Origin of the sequence: Algoriella xinjiangensis (assembly GCF_900115015.1) — a bacterium.
GTDB lineage: Bacteria > Bacteroidota > Bacteroidia > Flavobacteriales > Weeksellaceae > Empedobacter > Empedobacter xinjiangensis.
In genome coordinates, this window is sequence record NZ_FOUZ01000009.1 from 136770 (window position 1) to 155842 (window position 19073).

General features: G+C 30.3%; 13 protein-coding genes and 5 tRNA genes. 14 read left to right on the forward strand and 4 right to left on the reverse strand.

Annotation, left to right across the window (positions count from 1 at the left end):
- Window position 1: 1 nt before the first annotated feature.
- Together BM072_RS10070 and BM072_RS10075 are read left to right on the forward strand one after the other, a co-directional pair.
- Window positions 2-2572 carry a DNA gyrase/topoisomerase IV subunit A gene (locus BM072_RS10070; RefSeq protein WP_092908575.1) on the forward strand — a complete coding sequence of 857 codons (2571 nt, stop codon included), beginning with the start codon at window positions 2-4 and terminating at the stop codon, window positions 2570-2572.
- Entirely contained in the window at window positions 2572-3279 is a 708-nt protein-coding gene (locus BM072_RS10075; protein ID WP_092908543.1) for a rhomboid family intramembrane serine protease, read from the forward strand. Before BM072_RS10070 ends, BM072_RS10075 begins: the two co-directional genes overlap by 1 nt.
- A gap of 84 nt (window positions 3280-3363) precedes the next feature.
- Here BM072_RS10075 and BM072_RS10080 read toward each other — a convergent pair whose 3' ends face one another.
- Window positions 3364-3996 carry a C40 family peptidase gene (locus BM072_RS10080; protein ID WP_092908544.1) on the reverse strand — a complete coding sequence of 211 codons (633 nt, stop codon included), beginning with the start codon at window positions 3994-3996 and terminating at the stop codon, window positions 3364-3366.
- Between the two features lie 216 nt (window positions 3997-4212).
- Here BM072_RS10080 and BM072_RS10085 point away from each other — a divergent pair.
- From BM072_RS10085 to BM072_RS10105, 5 genes are all read left to right on the forward strand, one after another.
- Window positions 4213-4284, forward strand: a tRNA-Glu gene (locus tag BM072_RS10085).
- A gap of 95 nt (window positions 4285-4379) precedes the next feature.
- Window positions 4380-4634: a 30S ribosomal protein S20 gene (gene rpsT / locus BM072_RS10090; RefSeq protein WP_092908545.1), complete on the forward strand. Its 255-nt coding sequence runs from the start codon at window positions 4380-4382 to the stop codon at window positions 4632-4634.
- 14 nt (window positions 4635-4648) lie between these two features.
- Window positions 4649-4720 (forward strand) — tRNA-Glu (locus BM072_RS10095).
- Window positions 4721-5009: 289 nt separating this feature from the next.
- A tRNA-Glu gene (locus BM072_RS10100) sits at window positions 5010-5081 on the forward strand.
- A gap of 100 nt (window positions 5082-5181) precedes the next feature.
- Window positions 5182-5253, forward strand: a tRNA-Glu gene (locus tag BM072_RS10105).
- A 106-nt stretch (window positions 5254-5359) separates the two neighbouring features.
- Here the strand turns inward: BM072_RS10105 and BM072_RS10110 are convergent.
- Complete coding sequence (locus BM072_RS10110) at window positions 5360-7063, reverse strand: ABC transporter ATP-binding protein (protein ID WP_092908546.1); 1704 nt, start codon at window positions 7061-7063, stop codon at window positions 5360-5362.
- Window positions 7064-7270: 207 nt separating this feature from the next.
- Between BM072_RS10110 and BM072_RS10115 the strand changes: the two genes are divergently transcribed.
- Window positions 7271-8692 (forward strand): hemolysin family protein, encoded by a 1422-nt coding sequence (locus BM072_RS10115; RefSeq protein ID WP_092908547.1) that lies wholly within the window; start codon window positions 7271-7273, stop codon window positions 8690-8692.
- A gap of 52 nt (window positions 8693-8744) precedes the next feature.
- Here the strand turns inward: BM072_RS10115 and BM072_RS10120 are convergent, their stop codons facing one another.
- Together BM072_RS10120 and BM072_RS10125 are read right to left on the reverse strand one after the other, a co-directional pair.
- Window positions 8745-9452 (reverse strand): 3'-5' exonuclease, encoded by a 708-nt coding sequence (locus BM072_RS10120; protein ID WP_092908548.1) that lies wholly within the window; start codon window positions 9450-9452, stop codon window positions 8745-8747.
- Window positions 9430-10632, reverse strand: coding sequence for a serine hydrolase domain-containing protein (locus BM072_RS10125; protein WP_092908549.1), 1203 nt, complete (start codon window positions 10630-10632; stop codon window positions 9430-9432). Before BM072_RS10125 ends, BM072_RS10120 begins: the two co-directional genes overlap by 23 nt.
- A gap of 134 nt (window positions 10633-10766) precedes the next feature.
- Here BM072_RS10125 and BM072_RS10130 point away from each other — a divergent pair, with 134 nt between their 5' ends.
- From BM072_RS10130 to BM072_RS10155, 6 genes are all read left to right on the forward strand, one after another.
- Window positions 10767-11369 (forward strand): superoxide dismutase, encoded by a 603-nt coding sequence (locus BM072_RS10130; RefSeq protein ID WP_092908550.1) that lies wholly within the window; start codon window positions 10767-10769, stop codon window positions 11367-11369.
- A 71-nt stretch (window positions 11370-11440) separates the two neighbouring features.
- A complete protein-coding gene (gene folB, locus BM072_RS10135) occupies window positions 11441-11797 on the forward strand; it encodes a dihydroneopterin aldolase (protein ID WP_092908551.1) in 357 nt (118 codons plus the stop codon).
- A 52-nt stretch (window positions 11798-11849) separates the two neighbouring features.
- Window positions 11850-11920: transfer RNA gene (locus BM072_RS10140), tRNA-Cys, on the forward strand.
- 604 nt (window positions 11921-12524) lie between these two features.
- Window positions 12525-15524, forward strand: a complete 3000-nt coding sequence (locus BM072_RS10145) for a virulence factor SrfB (RefSeq protein ID WP_092908552.1) — start codon at window positions 12525-12527, stop codon at window positions 15522-15524.
- A gap of 1 nt (window position 15525) precedes the next feature.
- Window positions 15526-18312, forward strand: a complete 2787-nt coding sequence (locus tag BM072_RS10150; RefSeq protein ID WP_092908553.1) for a virulence factor SrfC family protein — start codon at window positions 15526-15528, stop codon at window positions 18310-18312.
- A complete protein-coding gene (locus BM072_RS10155; RefSeq protein ID WP_092908554.1) occupies window positions 18305-19072 on the forward strand; it encodes a hypothetical protein in 768 nt (255 codons plus the stop codon). Before BM072_RS10150 ends, BM072_RS10155 begins: the two co-directional genes overlap by 8 nt.
- Window position 19073: the final 1 nt, after the last annotated feature.

Sequence of the window (19073 nt, forward strand, 5' to 3'; positions counted from 1 at the left end):
GATGCAAGACAATCAAGAGAGCATCAAGAAAGTTTCTGGTATGTACCAAGAATGGTTTCTTGATTATGCCTCTTATGTAATTTTAGAACGAGCAATTCCGTCTATTTATGATGGTTTGAAGCCAGTTCAACGTCGAATTTTACATTCGATGCGAGAGTTAGAAGACGGACGATATAATAAAGTAGCAAATATTGTAGGAAATACGATGAAATATCATCCACACGGAGATATGGCGATTTCGGATGCAATGGTGCAAATTGGTCAAAAAGAATTATTGATCGATATGCAAGGAAACTGGGGAAACACCTACACTGGCGACCGTGCTGCGGCTTCTCGTTACATCGAAGCGCGTTTAACTAAATTTGCATTAGAAGTTGTCTATAATCCTAAAACTACAAAATGGCAACCGTCTTATGATGGTCGTAATAAAGAACCTGTCGATTTGCCTATAAAATTTCCTTTGCTTTTAGCACAAGGAGTAGAAGGTATTGCGGTTGGTTTGTCGACGAAAATTTTGCCACACAATTTTATTGAATTAATTGATGCATCGATTGCGCATTTAAGAGGGAAAAAATTTCAGGTTTTTCCAGATTTTTTAACTGCTGGTTCTATTGATGTTTCTGATTATAATGATGGTCTTCGTGGCGGAAAAGTTCGTATTAGAGCAAAAATTTCGCAAGAAGATAAAACGATTTTAAAAATTACTGAAATTCCATTCGGAACAACAACAGGATCTTTAATTGATTCGGTTTTGAAAGCCAATGATAAAGGTAAAATTAAAATTAAAAAGATTGAAGATAATACGGCTGCTGAGGTCGAGATTTTAATTCATCTTGTTCCTGGAAGTAGCACCGATAAAACGATTGACGCACTGTATGCATTTACAGATTGCGAAATTTCTGTTTCGCCAAATGCCTGTGTTATTACCGATCAAACTCCCGAATTTTTAACAGTTACAGAAATCTTAACGCATAATACGAACAATACGGTTAAATTGTTAAAAAGTGAGTTAGAAATTGAACTGAATGAATTACAAGAACAATGGCATTTTTCTTCTTTAGAAAGAATTTTTATAGAGAATAGAATTTACCATGATATTGAAGAAGAGGAAACTTGGGAAGGTGTAATTTCTGCTATTGATAAAGGATTGAAGCCTTATATCGCGCATTTAATTCGTCCAGTTACCGAAGAAGATATTACACGTTTAACAGAAATCCGAATCAAACGTATTTCTAAATTTGATTTAGATAAAGCACAGCAATTTATTGAATCGTTAGAAGAAAAAATCGAAAATGTAAGACATCATTTAGCGAATTTGATTGATTATGCGGTTGAATATTTTAAATCATTAAAAGTAAAATACGGAAAAGGGAAGGAGCGTAAAACAGAAATCAGAACGTTTGATACGATAGATGCGAGTAAAGTTGCCGTTGCAAATACACGTTTTTACGTTGATCGTGAAGAAGGTTTTATCGGAACTTCGCTTAAAAAAGACGAGTTTCTTTTTGAATGTTCTGATATCGACGATATTATTGTTTTTAGAGCTGATGGCTCTATGATTGTCTCGAAAGTTGAGACAAAAACATTTGTCGGAAAAGGAATTATTCATATCGGTATTTGGCATAAAAATGACAAGCGTACCATTTATAATATGATTTATCGTGATGGTAAAAATGGTCCGGCTTATCAAAAACGATTTGCCGTTACGGGAATTACACGAGACAAAGAATACGATTTAACAGCTGGTAATAAAGGCTCGGAAGTCTTGTATTTTACAGCAAATCCGAATGGTGAAGCGCAAGTTGTTTCGGTTATTTTGAAGACCCATCAACGTATTAAAAAATTAAAATTTGATTTAGATTTTGCAGATTTAACCATTAAAGGAAGAGCATCTAAAGGTAATTTAGTTACAAAATATCCAGTTAAAAAAGTAGAATTAAAAGAAGAAGGTGTTTCAACTTTAGCGCCGCGTCAAATTTGGTTCGATCCAGAAGTTAAGCGTTTAAATGCTGATGGTTTGGGAATTTTATTGGGCTCTTTTAAAGGAGATGATAAAATTTTAACGATTAATAAAAAAGGTGAAGCTAAATTAGTTTCGTTCGAATTGAGTAATCGTTTTGATGAAGAATTAGAAATTATCGAAAAATGGAAGCCAAATAAACCAATTTCATGTGTTTATTATGATGCTGATAAAGACAAATATTTTGTGAAACGTTTTGTTTTAGAGGATACTTTATCTCCGCAAACATTTTTTGGTTTAGAAGATGATAAATCTTCGGTTAAAGTTATTTCGACAGATTATCTTCCAGTTATTGAACTTATTTTTCCGAAAATAAAAGGAATAGATAAAGAACCAGAAGTAATTAATCTTGAAGAGTTTATCACTATAAAAGGAATAAAAGCGCAAGGTAATCAATTAACAACGTATAAAGTAAAACATATTAATGTTTTAGAACCTTTACCATTTGAGGAAATTGAAGAGATAGAAGAAGAAATTGAAGACGATCAACAACCTACTTTATTTGATCGAATAGAAGAAGATAGTAATGATGAAAATAGTGATAGTGAGTAATGGGTGATATTTCAATTGTAACATTAGGCGTAATTGCCTTGAATGTTTTGGTAAGTTGGAAAGGTTTTAATGATTATAATTTTTTTGATAAATATAAATTTAGAGTTGGTTCAATTCTTCAAGGAAAAGAATATTACAGAATTTTAAGTTCTGGTTTTTTACATGTTGATTTTACACATTTGTTTTTCAATATGTTCTCTTTATTTTTATTTGCCAATTCGGTAATTGCTTTTTTTGCAAGTCCAGAAGGATTTTTATTTGGCGATTTTTCAAATGGAAAATTGAATTTAGGCTACGGAATGTTCCTTTTAATATTTTTAGCAGCAATTGTTGGAGGAAATATTTTCTCTTTATTAATTCATAAAAAAGAGTTTGGATATTCTGCCGTTGGTGCATCTGGTGGTGTTACAGGAATTTTATTTGCAGCTATTACAGCCTTTCCTACGATGAAATTAGGATTTTTATTTGTAATTCCGATGCGAGCATGGGTATTTGCAATTTTGTATTTAGGCTACTCGGTTTACGGGATGAAGAAAGGTTTGGGTAACATAGGTCATTCAGCCCATTTAGGTGGCGCAATCGTCGGTATTTTGGCTACGGTGTTGTATTATCCACCAATCTTCCAAATCAATATGGTTTATATTTTAGGAATGATGATTCCTTTGATTATTATGTTAATTATGATTTTGAAGGAAAACAGAAAATAAATATCAAACGATATAAAAAAACAAAAAAGCTTGAAGATTTTTCTTCAAGCTTTTTTTATGATAATGAAATAAATTTATATTGAATTATAAAACTCTCTTAACGTATAAGAATTTTGGTCCCCAGTATTTATCATTTAAAGAAGAAACCATAACGCCTTGTGATGTAGATGAATGAATAAATTCTAACACGCCATCTTTATTTCTTCCATGTACAATTCCTACATGCGAAACTCTTCCTCTTCCTCTTGTTGCAAAAAACACTAAATCGCCTTCTTTTGCATCATCTGTAGAAACAGCAACACCTTCTCTGGCTTGTTCTGCAGAAACACGAGGTAAGTTTTTATTGAAACTTTCAAAAACATTTCTAACAAAGGCAGAACAATCAATACCACTTCTTGTTGTGCCTCCGTATCGGTATGGAGTACCAATATACGTTTCTGCTTCTTTTAATAAAAATCCTGCGAATAAATCATTTGTCTCTTCTAAAACACTGTTTAACACAACCATAGATTTTGCTTCATCGTTAATTTCGATAGGCATTACATCTAGATTGGCATGTTTATTGATTATTTTAGCTTGAGCTTCAATCGCTCTTGGTTTCGGGATGAAACTTCTTGAAGAATATTCAGTTGCATCATTAACCGGGGTCAAAGATGAACATGAAGTGATGAACATCGTACAAATTATTGCAGCCACACCTAATAGCGATGTTTTCATATATTATTAGTTTTCGTTTGTAAAATTTTAATAGTAGCCCAAAAGTAGCATTTAAATCTTAAGTCATTATATGTAAGACGTATTTTGACATAATATTAACTTCCTTAACATTTTTTAACATAAAATTGTTTAAAAAATTATTCGATTAAATTTGCATAATCAAAAAATACCACTAAATTTGCACTCGCTTTTCACAAGAAATGTAAGTCGTCATGCGGCCCATTCGTCTAGTGGTTAGGACATCAGGTTTTCATCCTGGAAACAGGAGTTCGATTCTCCTATGGGCTACATAAAAGTGTTTTAGAATTTAATAAAATTAATTTGGTTAGATAGAAATTTTGTTTTTATCTTTGCCGAACTAAAATAGAAAGAGATTTAAAGTTATGGCAAATCATAAGTCAGCATTAAAAAGAATTAGACAAGCGGCAGTAAGACGCGATCGTAATAAATATTATCACAAGTCAGCTCGTACAGCTATCAAAGCTTTAAGAACTGAAACTGATAAAAATGAAGCAGAAACGGTTTTTCCAAAAGTTTCTTCAATCATTGATAAATTAGCGAAAAGAAACATTATTCACAAGAATAAAGCTTCAAACTTAAAATCTAAGTTAGCTAAGCACATTGCGGGATTAGCTTAATTTAAGATATAAGTGGTCCCTTCGTCTATCGGTTAGGACACTAGGTTTTCATCCTAGAAAGAGGGGTTCGATTCCCCTAGGGACTACAAATTAATAGATAGATTGCATTTATTGCAATCTTTTTTTTCCTTGTTCATAGTTGTTGATTTTAATTAAACAACCAGTAGAATACTGTGTAAAGGAAATTGTTTTTTGTGTTTTGTTTGTAAAGGTTAATCATATTTGTTTTGATGATTAATCGGGAATGAAAATGTCGCTGTATAATTCAACTTGGTTCAATAAATTAGAATTATACAACGACTTTTCTGAAAATCCCCAGTAAAGTACAGACGTTCTTTAAAAAATAGAATATACGAATTATTAATTCATATAAGTGGTCCCTTCGTCTATCGGTTAGGACACTAGGTTTTCATCCTAGAAAGAGGGGTTCGATTCCCCTAGGGACTACAAATTTGGCTTAATAAAAAAAATATATAAAAATTTTTCAAAATTGTTTGGAGTTTAAAAATAAACGTTTATTTTTGCACCACAATAATACGAAAAAGGAGGTCCCTTCGTCTATCGGTTAGGACACTAGGTTTTCATCCTAGAAAGAGGGGTTCGATTCCCCTAGGGACTACAAAAGGCATTCAGTTTTTGAATGCTTTTTTAATATATATTCAATAGCTTCCAATTATTGGGTATTAGAAAGGGTATGAAATTTATTTCATACCCTTTTGTTTTTTCTATAACTTAGGAATTGCTTCTATTAATTCTTTTGTATAAGCAGTTGTAGGATGCGCGTAAACTTTGTCCGCATCATCCAATTCTTTCATTTCGCCATGCTGCATCACCAATAATTGATCACTCATATATTTTACGACAGCCAAATCATGCGAGATAAAAATATAGGTAAACCCAAACTCGGATTTCAAATCATTTAACAAGTTTAAAACTTGTGCCTGTACCGAAACATCCAATGCAGAAACGGATTCGTCACAGATGATAAATTTAGGATTTAGAGCCAAAGCACGAGCAATCCCGATACGCTGACGTTGACCACCAGAAAATTCGTGCGGATATTTATCTAAATCTTGTTTTGTTAAACCTACTTTTTCTAATAAAGTTGTAGCCGTTTCTAAACGCGCTGCTTTAGAAGAACCAATTTTATGCACTTGCATAGGTTCTGTAATAATTTGTAAAATGGTTTGACGCGGATTTAAACTTGAATAAGGATCTTGAAAAATAATCTGAATTTCGCGTCTTAATTTTCTGATTTCTTCTTTTTTAAGTTTTGTAATATCAATTCCATTAAAATATATTTCACCTTCGGTCGGTTTTTCTAATAATAAAACGGTTCTACTTAATGTTGTTTTTCCCGAACCCGATTCGCCAACCAATCCCATTGTTTCTCCAGGATATACTTTAAACGAAATATCATCTACCGCTTTTACGCTTGGTGTAGTTGCATTTCCGAATAATGACGACGGATAAAAATACTTTTTAAGATTCTTAACTTCTAAAATCGGCGGTTTCGCATATATTTTTTGATGAAATGCTTCGCGTTCCTCTTCTGTATAAACTTCAGTTTTGAAAGCAGGGTTTTCTAAAAAATCTTTTACTGTTGGTAATCGTTTTGCGCGTTCTTCTAAACGAGGACGACACGCGATTAATCCTTTTGTATAATTTTCTTTTGGATGATTAAAAATTGTTTCTACATTTCCTTGTTCCACAACATCGCCGCGGTACATTACCAAAACTTCTTCGCAAACATTTGCAATTACGCCCAAATCATGCGAAATAAATAGCATACTCATGTTGTGTTCAGTTTGCAATTCTTTCAATAAATCTAACGTTGCTTTTTGCACCGTAACATCCAAAGCAGTTGTTGGTTCATCGGCAATTAATAGTTTTGGCTCGCACGAAATTGCCATAGCAATCATTACGCGCTGTTTTTGTCCACCAGATAATTCATGCGGATAAGCTTTATAAATACGGTCTGGATTAGGAAGTTTTACTTGCTCAAAAAGTGAAATAACTTTTTCTTTTGCTTCTTTTCTTCCCAAATTTTGATGCAAACGAATGGCTTCTTCTACTTGTTCGCCACATCGTAAACTTGGATTTAGCGAAGTCATTGGCTCCTGAAAAATCATTCCAATTTCATTTCCGCGTATTTGCTGCAATTCTTGTTGTGATAATTGTAACAAGTCAACCATTTTATCGTGATGACGAAAAAGAATTTGACTTTCTGGACTAATTTTAGCCATTGGCGACAATAAACCCATAATAGCCAAAGAAGTTAACGATTTTCCCGAACCCGATTCGCCAACAATACCCAATGTATCACCTTGATGTACCTTGAAATTGATGTTGTTTAGAACTTGTTTTTCGCCAAAAGAAATCGAAAGGTTTTTAACTTCGATAATATAATCTAAATCTTGATTTTGCATGTAATCAAAAGCTTTGTAATGATGTGGAAATTTAGTGATTTTTTAAACAAATAATAGAATATGAAAATTCATCATTTTTGTATTTAGATTTTAATTAAATTTGCTACGAATCAAAACGTTGTAATTTTTAAAAATATTTATTAATTTAGATGTAATGATTTGCTGGCTATTAAAAACTTAAACAAAGCCAGTTATTAAATTCGAAGAATGGATACATACTCCCAGATTTCGACATTGTTTTTAGTTGCTAATCACAATGTCACCGATGAAATTTCTATAGCAAAACTTTTGCTAACAATTTTTCTTGTTTTATTAAATGGTTTTTTCGTTGCGGCAGAGTTTGCTATCGTAAAAGTACGTTCGTCACAAATTGAAGTTAATCAAGACATCAATGAAAGAACATCTAACGTTGCGAAACTTATCATTAGTCATTTAGACTCTTATCTTGCGGCAACGCAGTTAGGAATTACGCTTGCCTCTTTAGGATTGGGGTGGGTTGGAGAAAGTTCTCTTTCGCCAGTTATTATAAAAATATTTGAAGTTCTTGGTTTAACATCGCCATCTTGGACATTGATTGCACAAAATGCAGCGTTTCCAATTGCTTTCGTTATTATTACCATTTTACACATTGTATTTGGAGAATTAGCACCAAAATCTATTGCAATTCAGTATCCTACAAAAACTACATTTACAGTAGCTTGGCCACTTCGTGCATTTTATTTTGTGTTTAAACCGTTGATTATGATGATGAATGGTTTGGCAAATGTTATTTTACGTGCTTTTGGTATTCATCCAATTCATGGAGGAGAAATTCACTCTGAAGAAGAATTGAAAATGATTATTACAGAAAGTTCTGAAGGTGGTGCAATTGAAGAATCTGAACGTAATTTGATTCAAAATGTATTTGAATTTGATGATCGTCGTGTAATGAATATTCAAACATTACGTAAAAATGTTTCGGCAATTAACATCAAAACGCCTGTAAAAGAAGCTTTGGATTTTGCGATAAACGAAGGTTATTCGCGTTATCCTGTTTACGAAGAGGAGTTTGATAATATAAAAGGTGTAATTTATGCCAAAGATTTAATCAAACAATTATTAGGAAATCCAAACGAAACGGATATTTCTGGATTATTGCGCGAACCGATTTTTATTTCGGAAAATGCGTTGATTAAAAATGTAATGAAACAATTTCAGAAAAGACACATGCAAATCGCAATTGTAACCAATGAAGTTGGGGAAGTTGCAGGTATTGTATCGATGGAAGATATTTTGGAGGAATTAGTTGGAGAAATTCAAGATGAATATGACAACGAAGATCCTATTGTTTCTCGTGTTTCCGAAGGTGTTTATAATGTAAACGCACACAATGCGATTAGTGATATTAATCGTTTAGTACCGTTTAGATTTGATGAAAGCGAACATTACGATACACTTGCTGGTTTAATTTCTGAATCTTATCCTGATCGTGAACTTGTAGAAGGCGATTTGGTAGAATTAGGAGAATACACGGGAACAATTATAAAAATGTACCGAAATTCTGTAGAACAAGTACAGTTAAAAGTAAAAGAAGAATTGATTGATAATTATAAAGATGAGCCAGATTCGGCAATCGATGATGAAAATTAATTTCACACTATAAAATAAAAAAGCTCCGAGATTTCTCGGAGCTTTTTTTGTTTTATAAATCTTCTTTTTGTAATAAAGGAGCTTCGTAGCGCATTTTTCGAAAAACATTAATCAAGGTTAAAACATCTTTTTCACAATATTCTTTTATGCGTTCAATATTATTTCCATCATAATAAACTTTAGCAACTTGCGAACCATCAATATCATCTTTTGGAGTAGGAATATCAAAAATATTGGCTAATAAATCCAACGATGTATAATTTTTATAATCGCCAAATTTCCATAATTCCATTGTATCTAAATGCTGAATTTCCCAAGGTTTTTTACCAAACAGCTGTAAAATTGCTGGAATTTCAATTTGATTAATTAACATTCGACGTGCGATATACGGAAAATCAAATTCTTTTCCATTGTGCGCACACAAGATATGATCGGGTTTAAAGAAATTTTCGACCAACATTTTATTAAAATCTTCTAATATTTTTGTTTCGTCGTGTCCATAAAAACTTTTAATATGGATAAATGTTTCTTTTACCACAATACCAACCGAAATACAGATAATTTTTCCAAATTCGGCCATAATTCCCGCGCGTTCGTGGTAAAAGTTTTCTGGAGAAATTTCGTTATTATTTCGTTGAAAAGCTGTTTTCTTTTCCCACAAAGCTTTTGTTCGGTCCGATAATAACGACCAATCATCGGTTTGTGGAACAGTTTCTATATCTAAAAATAAGATTTTACTATAAGGAATTCGTTGAATCATTTTTCTTTACATTTTCGTTTATACGCATCGCTTCATCTACTAATCTATACACATCTCCATCTGCGATTGGACGATTATTTGGTTGATCATTATGTGTTTTTCCTGTACGAACAACAACCAGTTTTTCCGACGGAATTACAATTACACGCTGTCCAAGATGACCTAACATCGTATAAAAAGGTGTTTTATAATCATAATCCATCCAAACCGAATAACCATATATTTTTGGCTCATTTGGGTTGAATGCTTTTGTATTTGGTAAAACCATTTTTTTAACAAAAGCGGAATCTAAAATTTGTTTTCCGTACCAATTTCCATCATTCAATAATAATTGACCAAGTTTTGCAAAATCGCGCGCATCTGCATTAAAACAACAATACGTTTTTTCCATTCCTTTTGGATTATCTTTTGACCATTGCGCATCTAATTCCATACCCATTGGTTGCCAAAATTCTTCCTGAAAATATTGCGCTAATGATTTATTATTAATCGCACGTTGAATTACAATTCCCAAAAGTTGCGTATCGCTTGATTGATATTTAAAATGTCCGCCAGGCTGTGCTACAAATTTTCTATCTAACATTTGTTTTACAATATCGTCGCCATAATATGCTTTTGCAGTAGGGTTTAGGGGAAAATAATAATCTTCGTCCCAATCATAACCAGATGTCATTGCAGATAAATCGCCAACAGTACATTCGGCTCCAAATTTATCATTTTTAAATTCGGGTAAAAAATCGGTAATTTTTTGATCTAAACCTTTTATATAACCTTGTTCAATCGCTTTTCCTAACATCATTGTTGTAAATGTTTTTGCCATAGAAAAAGAGTTGGTTAAACTATTTTGGGCATATCCATTAAAATAATATTCGCTTAATAATTGGTTATCTTTAATGACAATAAATGCTGCGCTGCCATAATCATTCATTTCTTTTTCGAATTTTTGCGAAAGGGGAAATTGATTATAATTGATGTGTTGCTGCCAAACTCGCGGCGCACCTGCCATAATTACATTGTTATCAAAATCTTTGTAATCGTCAATGTTTGCAGTTTTTTCACCTTTGAGATAAGTTAGTTTTACGCCTCGAAAAATGTAGTCATTTCCTGTAGCATAAAGAATTAGAATGAGTATACAAATGATAATTACAATCCATTTTATGATTTTCCAGACTATTTTCATGCTTCTTATTTTTATTCTTTTACTAAAATAAGCTTTTACTATTAAATAATGTTAAAATTCTATCACTTCGGAATTATTATTGCTGAGTTATTGATTATCTTTATACAAGAAATAAATCTAAAAAATAAAATATTATGGCTTTTGAATTAGCAAAATTACCTTACGCATTTGATGCTTTAGAACCACACATTGATGCAAAAACGATGGAAATTCACCACGATAAACATCATGCAGCGTATACAAATAATTTGAATGCAGCGATTGAAGGTACAGATTTAGCAAATGCTACAATTGAAGAAATTTTAGCAAAAGGTACTGATAAACCAGCTGTAAGAAACAATGGTGGTGGTTTTTACAATCATAACTTATTCTGGGAAATTTTAACTCCAGGAGGAAGCAATGCACCAACTGCAGAAGTTGCAGAAGCAATCAATGCTGCTTATGGATCTTTTGAAGCTTTTAAAGATGAGTTTTCTAAAGCTGCTGCAACTCGTTTTGGTTCGGGATGGGCTTGGTTAATCGTAAAAGATGGAAAAGTTGTTGTAACTTCTACTCCAAATCAAGATTCTACTTTGATGCCAGTTGCTGATGTACAAGGATTTCCTATTTTAGGATTAGATGTTTGGGAACATGCATATTACTTAAATTACCAAAACCGTCGTCCTGATTATATTGAAGCTTTTTTCAGTGTAATTAACTGGGATAAGGTTGCAGAAAGATTTGCATCTGCAAAATAATTAGTTTAAAAAAATTAAACGATAACAAAGACTTGTGTAGAAATACGCAAGTCTTTTTTTATATTTGGGGCATGGGAATTATTATTTTAGAGAATATTAAAATATATTCTAATCACGGTTGTTTAGAGGAAGAAGCTCGTATTGGATCGGATTATTTGGTAGATTTAGAAGCGCATGCAGATTTTAGAAGTGCTTGCGAATCGGACGAATTGGTTGATGCATTGGATTATGTCACTTTAAATGCGATTGTAAAAGACGAAGTTTCTATTCGTTCAAAATTATTAGAACATGTTTGTAAAAGAATATTAGATCGTATAGGTCAGGAACTTACAAACGTGACATATGCAAAAGTAAAATTATCTAAATTGAATCCGCCTATTGGTGGGCATGTAGAAAAAGTGAGCATTATTTTAGAAAAATCATATTAAACTTTTTTTTTGTAAAAAAATTAATATATTTGCAGTCCAAAAGAACGGGAATGGTTCCTTGACCGAGCGGTTAGGTAGCGGTCTGCAAAACCGTCCACAGCGGTTCGAATCCGCTAGGAACCTCAATTAAAAAGTTAATTGTCTTGTATTTAGATAGTTAACTTTTTTTGTTTTTCAATAGTCCGACATTAGTCCGATTTCTACTCTAATACTTAAATTCTCCTACTAATATAAACCATATTTATTTAATTTCATACACCCCCTTCCTCCGTATCCTCTTAAATCTCCTCCCTCTTTCCATTCATAATTTCTATATAGTAAGTAGCTTCAAAAAATTTTTATATTTTTTTATATTTTATAATTAAACAAGAATAATCAATCAGAAACAAGTTGGTTGCATTTTTTTTATTGGAATTTTAGTGCATTTACATTTATTACGGAGCTTGTTAATAATCTTAAATCTCTATTTTGCTAGTTTATTTTCATAAAATGTACATTATAAATAGGTGCAAGAATTTAAAATATCATTTATAACTTAATCAAAAAAAATAGAATTGTCTAAAAACTTTACCACAATTACGGAAAACCATAATTAATATTGAATAATATTTTGTTTTTTTGATCTCCAATAATTTTTAAATATTGTAATGATTAATATATAGTTGTTTAAATGCATTTTATATATTTACAATAATTAAAACAACCAAATTATAAAAACAACTTTTACATGTTAAGAATTTCCTTAATAGCAAATTCGAGTATACAGTACCATAAATTTTCGGGAAATATTGATTTAGATTTTGGAAAAGATAATAAATTATTTTTTCACCAACCATTTGACAATAACTTACTTGATTTTATCTATGATCCTCTTTTTAAAGTTAAAACAGATAATGAAGATTTGTTTTATCGTAAAAACGAACTAATTGAAAAGGATTATATTATCAATAATAAATTAAAAAGTGATTCAAATTTAGAGGATTGTAAAACTTTTACTGAATATTATGAACTATCAAATCTAAAAAAAGTTCTAAAACACTTTAACAATAAATGGATTCCGTTACCATTTTTTAAAGATAATTCAATCAACAAAGATTTAACTTATCCGACAGATTGGGTTCGCCTTTTTATTACATGCAATGAAGATTATTCGAAAGCAGAATTTGTACTTGCGATAGATACAAGTTTAGCAAAAAATGAGTATGATAAAACTAGTCCGCAACTAAGTTTTAATCCAGAAGAAAATATATATAAATTAAAATTTGAAGAAAGTTTGATTAGTAATTTTCTTTATAATGATGATAGCCAAACAAAATGGTTAGAAGGGTATATAGCAGATGTTTTTTACGGAAATAATGAAGACTTAAGATTTGAACAACCTGTTAAACAATATATTTCTCATTATTTATTGTTACTGAAATGGTTATCAAGATTAATGGATTTGCCAGAAATACAGCTTTTTACCGATGATACAAAAAAAATACCTGTAGACTTGGTTATTGATGTAGGAAATTCATCTACTTGTGCATTGTTGTTTGAGAATAATAATAATGAAAATATTCAGTTTGATAAGGTTAAAAAATTAATTATACAAGATTATACTCAACCTCACATTGAGTATGATAAACCTTTTCCGATGAATTTGATTTTCAAGGAATCTAATTTTGGAGAGATCAATAAAGAAAAATACCACAATAATAAATTTGTTATACCAAGTTTTGTTCGAATTGGTTTTGAAGCGGATGATTTAATCAACAAAAAAGGAATTAATTTAGATTTAGGATATGAATTAAAAACATATAATTCTAGTCCAAAAAGATATTTATGGGATAATAATCTATCAAATATAGAGTGGGAATTTTCACCTGATTACACAAATCGAATCAAAAAAGTTTACTTGAATGGAATTTCAGAGCAACTAAATGCAGATGGATCATTAACTAAACAAGGCGAAATTTTTGGATCTAAATCTCTTTTTTCAAGAAATAGTTTGATGAAGTTCGTGTTCTTAGAAATGTTAATACACGCTTATATTCAAATCAATTCTTTTCATTTTCGACAAGAACATGGTAATTTAACAATTCCAAGAACTTTACGACGAATCACTATTTCCTGTCCAACTGCAATGATACAGTATGAACAAATTGCTTTGAGACAAGCAGCAGTTGATGCCTGTAAATTATTGAATAATTATGTGAAATTCTATTTCGATTCAGATGAAAATAAATTTTGGTTTGAAATGCCAGAGATTATTCCATCAATAGAAGATATAAAAAAGAAAAATACTGAATTAGAAGATCGTAAAGATTGGATGTACGATGAAGCAACCAGTTGTCAATTAGTATTTCTATATAGTTTTATTTCAAAAAAAATAAATAGCAATCAATACGTAATTTCTAATTTCATCTATAAAAATAAACCTAATTTGACGATTGGTTCTATTGATATTGGTGCAGGAACAACTGATATTATGATTGCAGATTATTCGATCAGTCAAGAGAATAAAACGATAGAATTAGAACCGAAGCCAAAATATTGGGATAGTTTCAAAATTGCTGGAGATGATTTATTAAAAGAAATTATTCAACAAGTAATTATAGAAGGAAAAATTAACAATCCTATTGATGAAGGTTGTACTGGAGTTATAGAAAATTACGCTATAAATAATGGCATTAATAATGTATCGGATAAACTAAACGGTTTTTTTGGTGTAGATAGTAACAAAGTAGGGTATTTAGGTAAAATGATGAGAAAAGGATTTATTCATCAAGTTGCAATTCCTATTGCGATGCATTACTTGAATAACTCTAAAAAGAATGAAGTTGAAATAAAAACTTTTGAAGAAATAATAGGAAAACCTTTTATAAATAAAGATTTAATTAGTTATTTCGAGAGGCATTTTGGCTTCAGTTTTCTTGATATAAAATTTACAATTCAACCAAAAAAATTAGATCAAATAATTGCATCAGTTTTTGATGGAATGGTAAAACAATTGGCATTAGTGCTAAACCATTATAATTGCGATTATATTGTATTATCAGGAAAACCCGCTTCATTAAACAGTTTAGAAAATTTATTCTTAAAATATTTATCAATTTCACCTAATAATTTAATCAATCTTAATACCTACTGGATAGGTAAATGGTTTCCATTTTCTGATCATAAGGGTTATGTAGAAGATGCAAAAACAATGGTAACTATTGGAGCAATGATTTCTTTAACATCTAATCGATTGAAAAATTTAGAAGATTTGAAATTGAATATAGAAACCTTAAGAAAAGAAGTGATTTCTACGGCTGATTATATTTTAAGAAAGGATTTCGATTCAACAGATGTTATTTTGACTCCTAAGAAAAATGAAAATTCAATTTTGATAGAAAATTTACCTTTTCAGTTTGGTTATTCTAAGTACGAAAGTAAAAATTATCCAATCTCAAACTTATACAGTATAAGTATTAATGAGGCTTACATAAATCAAAGAGCTGAAGGGAAAGAAGAAGAAATAAATAACATAAAAGCCAAAATATTCGAAAATTTACCTTTAAAAATTACGATTTCCAGAGATTATGACGAATCGAAAGAAAACATAATTTTAGAAAGTATAGAGAACAATGAAGGAGATGATTTACCAATAAAATTATTAAAATTAACACCTCAAACGTTAGGAAATGAAGACGGATATTGGTTAGATACATGTGAATTTACATTAGGAATTAGAAGCAATTAAAATGAAAAACTATTCAGATCAATTTATAAATACAATAAAACTTGGAATAGAAAATAATGTTTCTATTTTAGATCAGCTGATTAATTGGGGAAATGAAAACCTACGTTATGAGGAAAAAGATCAGTTTCTTTTAAAAATAAAAAATTCTAAAAATGTATTTCACAGAATTTTCGAGAATATAGAATCTAAACCTGTTATGGCAGTTTTTGGAGGAAGTCAAGTTGGAAAATCATATTTGATAAAAAATTTATTAAGCTCAGAAGGACAACCATTCCTTATAAAAAATAATGAAATTGATTACGATTTCTTAAAAGATATTAATCCTCCTGGAGTGGGTGCAGAAAGTACGGGAGTTGTAACAAGATTTACAATTGATCAAAACTTGAAGTTTCCAGATTTTCCTATTCAGATCAAATTATTATCAGCAAAAGACATTTTAATAATCGTATTAGATAGCTTTTTTCTTGATCTCAAAAAAATAAAAAAATATGTTACTTTATCTGATTTGAATGAGCATATAGAGCAATTTGAACAAAATATTTCTGATAATCAACAAGATTATTTAACAGATTTTGATGTATTAGAAATTAAAGAGTATTTCGAAAATCATTTATCAAAACATACCATATTATTTGAGAGTTTACGAGAATCCAAATTCTTTGAACGTGTAGGTACAATTATCAAAAACTATTCTCAAAATCAATGGTTGTTGATCTTTAGTATTTTATGGTTAAAGAATGATAACCTTAATCAATTGTATAGTTTGTTGATTGATTCTTTGGTGAAATTTAATTTTTCTAAGAATGCTTTTATCAAATTTAATGAGGTTTTACGTGGAGGAGGAGAAATTTTAGATGTACAGCGTTTAAAAGAAATTTATACCTCATCTATCATTACAGAAGTAAAAACGGAAGACGGACAGGTTGTACAGATTTTACAATCGTTGATTACTGCTCTAACGTCAGAATTAATTTTTACCGTTCCAAAAGAATTGGTGGATGAAAAACCATTTTTGAAACAATCAGATTTATTAGATTTTCCTGGTGCAAGAAGTCGTTTGGCGATAGAGATAGAAGATATTGACAGCCAAATAGTTCCTGATATGTTATTGAGAGGTAAGGTTTCTTATCTATTCAATAAATATTCAGATAATTACAGTATTAATAATTTACTATTTTGTACAAATGACAAACAATTAGATGTAAATGAGATACCTGCATTACTTTTTAATTGGATAAAAAATAACATCGGTGAAAATAAAATCGAACGATCTAATGCGCTTCAAAATACAGAAGTACCACCATTATTTGTAATTTTTACGTTTTTCAATAATCAATTAAAATTTGATACTACTAATGATTTACATTACAAAGAAGATTCAGATTCTTTAAACTACAAATGGGATACTCGATTTAATCGTTTTTTCAAAAACGAGATTGTCACTCAAACCAAAGATTGGGACACCGAATGGACATTGATGAATCATCATTTCCAAAACTTTTACTTATTACGCGATTATAAATATTCTGTGGATACATTTGACGGTTTTGAAACTGAAGATAGAGAGACCAATTTAAAATCTGAAAGAGTTGATTACTTAAATGCTTTAAAAACATCTTTTGAGAATTTTGAATTTGTAAATAAACATTTTAAAAATCCAACCGATGTTTGGGAAGATTCTACATCTCTCAATTCTGACGGGTCTTTACGTATCATCAATAATCTTAATCTTGTTTCAAATAATCATACGAAAACGAATTATTATTTGAATAGATTGAACGAATTAATTACCGATATAAAATCGTTTTTAGAATCACTTGTTCATTCAGATGATGTCTCTGTGATAAGAGCAAATCGAATGAAAGATACCAATACGTTTCAGTTTTCATTCAATAATATTTTGACGAAAGACACAAATGCGTTCAATTCTTTTCTTAAAATTATTGGAACAGATTCAGTAGAAAATTTCAATTTATTGAACGAAAATATTGTAGTAGATTCTTCTCAAGTAATCAATAATTCATTTGATCAAAGCAATATTTTATTACTTCAGTATCCAGAATTAAAAAATGCCAAATCTTATCAAGAAGCGTTAGAAATCTTAAAATCTAGTCTTTGGTTAGGTACAAATGAAGAAGTTGAAGATTTTTTACACAACCAAAATATAGATAAGACCAAGTTGTTTGAGCAGAAGGTTTCAAAATCTAAAACAGAAATTTATACCGAACTAATTTTTGAAAATTGGAAATCGAAGATTATGAATTTTTCTAATTATCAGTATTTTACAAATAATGGATTATCTCAAAGCAGTATTGTCTTTTTAGCGGATCATTTATTTTCAATTATTAAGAATAGAAATATTGAAAGCAAATTGATAAAAGTTCTAAATGATATTGTGTCAGAAACGGAAAGTAATCGAGGTATTGAAGAGTTTTTAGCCGAAACATTTTCCATTATAATCAATGATATTACCATCAATTTTGACTTAGATTTCTTTTCAAAAGATGAAATTTCAGAAATTAATAAAATGCCAAATTATCGTCAATTTATTAATTATCAAAAATTTAATGTAGAACCAAATAATGATTTATCTAACTTATTTGAGGAATCTGCAATTTTGAATTCGGAAGCAATTATGCTCGAAAAATATACTAAATGGATTGAGTTTTTGAGAATCTCTTTATTGGTAAATTGTGGTTTTGTAAACTACGATGAACAAGCAAATCTTCAATTGAAATCGTATATCCAAAACCTTACTAATTTTAATCCTCAGTCAGAGTATGAATAAATTTTACGAAATAGCAACAGATCATTATTTGCCTTTGTCGCACGATAATAATTATCTGTTTAATCATTATGATAGAATTACGAATTTCTTGACGTTTAATATCGATCAACAATATCGTAATTTATTAGCTAAACCAATCAAAAGTGGATATAATATAGAATGGTTATCTATTTATCCTAATCTTGAAAATGCTCAAGGTTCTGCGCACGAAGAATTTGCTTATCGTAAATATTATGAGTTTTTAGATGTTATAAAACAACGTATTGAAAATTTTAGATCTCAGCGTGATGAAGATGCAATTAATTGGGCAGAGATTTTAGAAAAGGTTTTCAATGAGCAAGATAATTTCATATATACTAATGGGAAAGATATTTCTATAGTTTGGGGATGGAAATTTGAAAATAACCAAATTTATAAACCAGCATTACAATTAGCCAATCCACCGATAAAAGAAGAAATTATTGAAGAAAATACGTCAATAGTAGAAAATATAACAGAGCCAATTGTAGAAGATAAAGAACCAATTATTGAAGAAGAAATTATCGAAGATTTACCAATCGATGAACCAAAAGTTGAAGAAGTATTACCAGAGGAAATAATAGAAGAGGAGGAAGAATTGCCAGAAGATGAGTCTTTGGAAAGAAAACCTGGTTTTCTTGAGTTTCTGAAATGGTTTGCTGGAACTTATTGGTGGTTTCTAATCATTTTACTTGTATTTATTGTTTTAATTTTTGTTTACAAATCATTTTTATATTCTTAAT